1 protein-coding gene is annotated in these 236 nt (G+C 74.6%); it reads left to right on the top strand.

Features of this window, described 5'->3' with window-relative positions; all coding sequences use genetic code 11:
* Positions 1–236, top strand: a 236-nt coding sequence (locus tag CD790_RS34325; RefSeq protein WP_144387290.1) for an acyl carrier protein, incomplete at both ends; no start/stop codon positions are given.

Genomic DNA, 236 nt, shown 5'->3' with positions numbered 1-236 from the left:
GCGGCGACGGAGCTGCGGCTGCCGGCGACGCTGGTCTTCGACTACCCGACGCCGACGGTGCTGGCGGACTTCCTGCGCGCCGAGCTGGTGGGCGCGGTGGCGGACGCGGCCGGTCCGGTGGTCGTGGCCGCCGTGGACGACGAGCCGATCGCGATCGTGGGTCTGGGCTGTCGTTACCCCGGTGGTGTGGAGACGCCGGAGGACCTGTGGCGGCTGGTCATGGAGGGCCGGGACGC

Origin of the sequence: Streptomyces sp. SAJ15 (assembly GCF_007595705.1) — a bacterium.
In the GTDB taxonomy this organism is placed as follows: domain Bacteria; phylum Actinomycetota; class Actinomycetes; order Streptomycetales; family Streptomycetaceae; genus Streptomyces.
The sequence above is the reverse complement of the archived record's forward strand: the minus strand, read 5'-3'. Positions and strand labels throughout refer to the sequence as shown.